We start from the raw sequence: 5,909 nt of genomic DNA, 5'->3' as shown, positions 1-5,909 counted from the left end.
ATAATCTAGATGACAAATTAAATGAGCAAGGTTTTTTAGAGTTTGAAGGAAAAATTAAAAATATAATTTTAGTATTTATATTTAACTTTATTTGGGTATTTATCGTTGTACAAATAAACAACAAAGAGTTCTCAATTTTCGACTTTTGGTATCCAATAATATTTGCAATTTCCATTTATGGCTGTTATAAAAATTATAGTAAGTTGTTTGCTAATGTCCTAATCTGGATAACAGCATTTACCTTAGTTATGACATTCTTGTCCATTGTTTATACTTTATTTTTATATTTATGAGAAGATTACCCATATATTTCCTAATAGACATTTCAGAATCAATGGTTGGTGAACCTATCCAACAAGTTGAAGAAGGATTGGCTAATATTATTCAAGCTTTAAAAACTGACCCACATGCGCTAGAAACTGTTTTTGTTTCTATTATTGTGTTTGCAGGGCAAGCAAAAACACTTGTCCCTTTACAAGAAATAGTGAGCTTCTATCCTCCTAAATTTCCAATTGGTAGTGGGACTTCATTAAGTAAAGGTTTAGGACACTTAATGCACGAATTAAGAACGAACATAATTAAAACAACCTACGAAGTTAAAGGCGACTGGAAACCTATAGTGTTTTTATTTACGGATGGTGTCCCTACAGACGACAGCAAAGTAGCAATCAATGAATGGAAACAAAATTGGCAAAAAAAAGCTAATTTAATTGCGGTCTCATTTGGTAATAATACAGATGCAAATCTACTCGGAGAATTAACGGATACCGTTTTAGAGTTTAAAAATACAAACGTTCAATCGTATAAAGAATTTTTTAAATGGGTTACAGATTCAATTAAAACAAGTAGTATCAGTGTTGAAAATAATACAACGGGTTTTGAATTAGCAAAATTAGATGGCAAAACGATATCTAAAATTGACTTAACAAAATCAGAACCTAATCGTCAATTTATAGATGATAATTTTGTCGTGCTCAATGGTAAATGTCAAAATACAAAAAGACCCTACTTAATGAAGTACCGTAAAACAATTGCACCGTCAAGTTTTGCAGGTATTGAATTAAGTACTAAAAGTTACAAATTAGTAGGGGCATTTCAAGTTGACAACTCTTACTTTGAATTAGCCGATAGTTCTAATTCCAACAATACAATAAATACAGACGAATTAATTGGCGGTCCAACCTGTCCTTGCTGTAGTAACCAAATTGCATTTGCTATTTGTAGTTGTAATAAAATCCATTGCATTGGGGAAGAAGAGCTAAGTACCTGTCCATGGTGCGATAGTCAGTCATCTTACAGTAGAAGCGATGGCGGTTTTGACGTAAACAGAACTCAAGGATAAATTATGGAAGAAACAAAGCAATACATTAAAGCCTTCTTGTCTCAGAACAAAATAGAAGTGCAACAGAGTAAATTACACTTATTTGATGATTTTATCAAAAATGAAAATAATGTTAATTCAGTAAAAATAATTCAAGAAAATCAACAGTTTATTATGGCAAATTGGAAATTAAAAACAAGAATTGATGACATTATTTTACAATCAGTTTTTTTGCCTAATGGAACTGTAAAAAAAGAGTACGAAGCAAAACTTGATTTTATTAAGTTAGGATGGAATGATATAGTTTACTCTGAAATCAAAGATATAGAAGATTCTGGTCTCAATTTCAATAATGAGGAAGAGCTACTTTTTGGTAATCCTTTAGTAAGTGGTGATTTGAAAATAAAATTTTTATTTAGAGTTGAAGGTGAAGCTGATGATTCGATTTTAAATGAAAAAATAATTAATATAATTATTAATCCAGATCCTAAGTCATTATGGAAAGAAATAGCCAGTGACAAAAATGCTCCTTTTTGGAAAGAAGACAACATAGCTACTTCAGATTCTTTCTTAGATAAAAATATTGTTATTGCATCTAAACGAGGAAGAAGCCATGCCAATGTTGGTTCTTTTAGAGATGATGATTTTTCGTTCAAAAAAATTAATGATACAGGATGGGAGATTATTGCTGTTTCTGATGGGGCTGGATCTGCAAGCTTATCTCGACAGGGTTCTAAAATGGCATGTGAACTCGTTGTTACTTATTTTGAAGAACTTTTTACTAATGAATATCTCAAAGACTTTGATGATATTTTATTAGTGCATCATAATAAGACAGATTTAGAAGCAGGAAAAAAAATAAGTCATTTTGTTTATGATAACCTTTCAAAAGCTTCATGGTTTGTTCATAAAGAACTCGAGAAATTTGCTTTAAAACTTGAAAAACCATTAAAAAATTTACATGCAACTTTCATTTTTGCTTTAGTTAAAAAATATGATTTTGGTTATGCAATTCTAACATTTGGTGTTGGTGATTGTCCAATTGGTCTGCTAAACAACGATTTAACTGAAATTAAATTGATGAATTGGTTAGATGTTGGTGAGTTTGGTGGAGGAACACGTTTTATTACTATGCCAGAAATATTTCAAAGCGATAAATTTTCAACACGATTTGGTTTTAAATTGGTTGAGGACTTCTCTTATTTAATGTTAATGACAGATGGAATCTATGATCCAAAGTTTGTGGTTGAAGCAAATTTAGAGAAAATAGATAAATGGAAGGAGTTTCTTGAAGATTTACAAGGCAAAAACGAAGATAAATGTGCAGTAGAGTTCAATAAAGATAATGAAGGAATCTCAACTCAACTTTCAACTTGGATGGATTTTTGGAATCCAGGGAATCACGATGATAGAACGCTTGCAATAATATATTAGACTATGAAAACAATTACTGTAAAGTCCATTAACGATTCTTCGAAAACATACCAATATATAGATAATGGCGAACCGATGCGTGGTGGTGTCAAGGATGTTTTTTTTAGTCCTGACAAAAAATATGTGGTAGCTATTTTTAGAGATAAATTAGATTTTAATCAAAAAGAGAGACTTCAAAAAATCACCAATCATTATTTGCCACAAATACAAAATAAAGAAGCAGGAGATTATTACTTAAATGAAGTTTTTAGATGGCCGACCGATGTTATTGATTATAATGGGTTAACAGGAGTGATAGTTCCAATTTATAATTCTAAATTTTTCTTCAAGAAAGGATACGAAACTAGCGACTTAATAAAAGGTAAGGAAAAAAATGGAAAATGGTTCGCAGGAGCAAAATTTAGAAATAGGCAGTTTCCGTTAACCGTTGCAAAATCAGAATTAGGAGATTGGTTAAGTTATTTTCAAGTATGTGTTAATCTGACTCGTGGAGTCAAAAAAATGCATGCCATGGGATTAGCTCATTCTGATTTGTCATACAATAATGTACTTATTGATCCTATAGAAAAGTCTGCCTGTATCATAGATTTAGATGGATTAGTTGTCCCTGGAATGTTTGCTGCTGAAGTAATTGGTACAGCCGAATTTATTGCACCTGAAGTTCTTTCTTCAAAACATTTAAACAAATCAGATCCAAATCGAAAATTACCAAATCGACTAACAGATTTACACGCATTACCCGTACTTATTTATATGTTTCTTTTACATAGACACCCATTAAAGGGCGGTAAGGTTCATGATTTAGACACTGAAAAAGATGACTTGTTATCAATGGGTGCGAAAGCAATGTTTATTGAACATCCAAAAGACGCAACCAATAGACCTAAGCTAAATCAGGTTTCAAAATGGGATTTACCTTGGGCAGATGTAAATAAACTTCCTTATTCCGTTACTGGTCCATATTTGAAAACGTTATTTGACAAAGTTTTTATTGATGGACTCCATAATCCAATGCAACGTCCAACTGCCGAAGAGTGGGAAATTGCATTGCTTAAGACAACAGATTTAATGCAGAAATGCCATAATGTATCTTGTGAACAAAAATGGTATGTTTTTGATAATACAAATACGCCTAAATGTCCATTTTGTGGTACCGCTCATCAAGGTACTTTACCCATTTTAGATTTATATTTTCAATTTAAAGAATCTGTATGGAAACCAGAAAATCATAGATTAATGGTTTATAAAGATCAGTATCTTTTTCAGTGGCACGTAAATAGAAATATTACACGAAATGAAAAAATCACTGCTGAACAAAAAGTTCCAGTAGGTTATTTTACATATCATAACAATAAATGGGTCTTAGTAAATCAAAAATTAACATCATTAAAAGACGTAACCGAAGATAGAGAAATCCCAATCGGATCCATGGTAGAATTAACCGATGGAAAAAAACTTCTATTATCAAAAGAAGATGGCGGAAGAGTTGTAGTAATAACAATGGCAAATAAATAATAATAATAAATTAATTAAAAGAAATGGAAAAAAACATTATCGATTTACATCCTGGTCTAATTGTAGGCTTTGCAGTAGTAATTTTCATTATGCTCTTATTGGATCTCGGAATTTTTAATAAAAAAGCCCACGAGGTAACTTCTAAAGAAGCTACAGTCTGGAGTGTCATCTGGATTTCTCTTTCAATGGTTTTTTCAGGTGTTGTATATTGGATTTTTAATCTGGACACAGGTGGACATGAAGTAGCTATAGAGAAATTCACTCAATTTCAAGCTGCCTATTGGATAGAAAAAGCACTTTCTGTAGACAATCTCTTTGTATTTATATTAGTATTCGGATTCTTTAAAGTTCCACGTCACCTCCATCATAAAGTTTTGTTTTGGGGTATCATTGGTGCTTTGATCTTCAGGGCAATATTTATTTTTGCGGGAGTTGGAATTATTAATCAAACATATCTATCGGAATTTATTAAAAATGACAGCAATCCATTCTATTTTACATGGAGTTTTATTGCTCTGGCATCAATTGGTCTAGCATTAAAATACCTAAGAGATGAGAAAGTATTTTTAATATTAGCTATACTTTTTGGATTCTTTCTACTCGCTGGGGTTAACGCCAAATTTTTCATTAATGTTAACCAACTTTCTCTACCTCCCATTAATTTTGTAATGACGGTCTTCGGTTTGTTTTTAGTATACGCTGGTATAAAGTCATGGGGTAGCGGCGACGGTGAAGATGATGAAGATTTTAGTGAAACAGCTGGTGCAAAACTTGTGAAAAAGTTTTATAAAGTTTCCGATAATTACGATGGAGACAAATTCTTTACCATCCAAAATGGTGTCAGAATGGCAACTCCTCTATTGATTGTCGTAGCTGTAATAGAGTTTACAGATGTGCTATTTGCAGTAGATTCAATACCCGCAATTTTTGCAATATCCAAAGACCCTTTCATTCTTTATACCTCTAATATTTTTGCTGTTTTGGGTTTAAGGTCTTTATATTTTTTACTAGCTAACTTTATTCACATGTTCAGCAAATTACCTTACGGTTTAGCAATAATTCTAAGTTTTATTGGTGTCAAAATGCTTATATTGCCTTGGTATCATATTTCTTCTCCGATCTCATTAGGAATTGTAGGTAGTGTTTTATTGATATCAGTATTGGTATCAATTGTTTTTCCAGAACCTACTAAACCATAAATATTAGTACCCTTAAACTTGAGATTTTCGTAAAAATTTGTTTAAGCATCATGAAATGTTACTTACATACTTTCTTACAGTAACATTGTACCAAAATTTATTGAAAATCATTACTTTGAGAATTATCTAAAGTTTCTATTTTAAATCATGATCATAGAGGTTTAAATAGAAACATAGGTTGTGAAATCTTGAATTGGTTTTTAGATAAACCTGAAAATCCAGTCGCATTATAATCTAATTTAAACCCATAAAAAAAGAGGAAACTACCGTTTCCTCTTTTTTTTTATTCTTGACATTCCGTTTTATCAAACTTATATTTTACGTTTTCATAATCGATTGGTTTCCCTTTTACAAAGTATGATGCTCCCATTGTGGTTTGGATTTCGCCATTCCCTAGGATTAGTTGGTCGCCTTTTTTCAAGAAAGCCATTGGGTTTTTA

At 31.5% G+C, this 5,909-nt stretch carries 5 protein-coding genes; all 5 read left to right on the top strand.

The genetic code is table 11. From position 1 onward, the window contains the following. Window positions 1-293, top strand: a 293-nt coding sequence (locus P8M54_RS08245) for a hypothetical protein (protein ID WP_300287098.1), incomplete at its 5' end; no start/stop codon positions are given. Continuing rightward, window positions 290-1,342 carry a TerY-C metal binding domain-containing protein gene (locus tag P8M54_RS08240; protein ID WP_300287096.1) on the top strand — a complete coding sequence of 351 codons (1,053 nt, stop codon included), beginning with the start codon at window positions 290-292 and terminating at the stop codon, window positions 1,340-1,342. The genes P8M54_RS08245 and P8M54_RS08240, both read left to right, overlap by 4 nt. Window positions 1,343-1,345: 3 nt before the next feature. Then, window positions 1,346-2,755: a PP2C family serine/threonine-protein phosphatase gene (locus P8M54_RS08235; RefSeq protein WP_300287094.1), complete on the top strand. Its 1,410-nt coding sequence runs from the start codon at window positions 1,346-1,348 to the stop codon at window positions 2,753-2,755. 3 nt (window positions 2,756-2,758) lie between these two features. Next, on the top strand, window positions 2,759-4,270 hold the full coding sequence (locus P8M54_RS08230) for a kinase (RefSeq protein WP_300287092.1): 1,512 nt from the start codon (window positions 2,759-2,761) through the stop codon (window positions 4,268-4,270). A gap of 23 nt (window positions 4,271-4,293) precedes the next feature. Then, window positions 4,294-5,469 carry a hypothetical protein gene (locus P8M54_RS08225; RefSeq protein ID WP_300287090.1) on the top strand — a complete coding sequence of 392 codons (1,176 nt, stop codon included), beginning with the start codon at window positions 4,294-4,296 and terminating at the stop codon, window positions 5,467-5,469. Window positions 5,470-5,909: the final 440 nt, after the last annotated feature.

Source organism: Flavobacterium sp., from assembly GCF_029242675.1.
GTDB lineage: Bacteria > Bacteroidota > Bacteroidia > Flavobacteriales > Flavobacteriaceae > Flavobacterium.
Note: the sequence above shows the minus strand (reverse complement) of the source record. Positions and strands in the feature narration are given on the sequence as shown.

Excerpts from the sequence above, each read along its gene's own strand:
- P8M54_RS08240 (WP_300287096.1), top strand. The coding sequence starts at position 290 with ATGAGAAGATTACCCATATATTTCCTAATAGACATTTCAGAATCAATG.
- P8M54_RS08235 (WP_300287094.1), top strand. The coding sequence starts at position 1,346 with ATGGAAGAAACAAAGCAATACATTAAAGCCTTCTTGTCTCAGAACAAA.
- P8M54_RS08230 (WP_300287092.1), top strand. The coding sequence starts at position 2,759 with ATGAAAACAATTACTGTAAAGTCCATTAACGATTCTTCGAAAACATAC.
- P8M54_RS08225 (WP_300287090.1), top strand. The coding sequence starts at position 4,294 with ATGGAAAAAAACATTATCGATTTACATCCTGGTCTAATTGTAGGCTTT.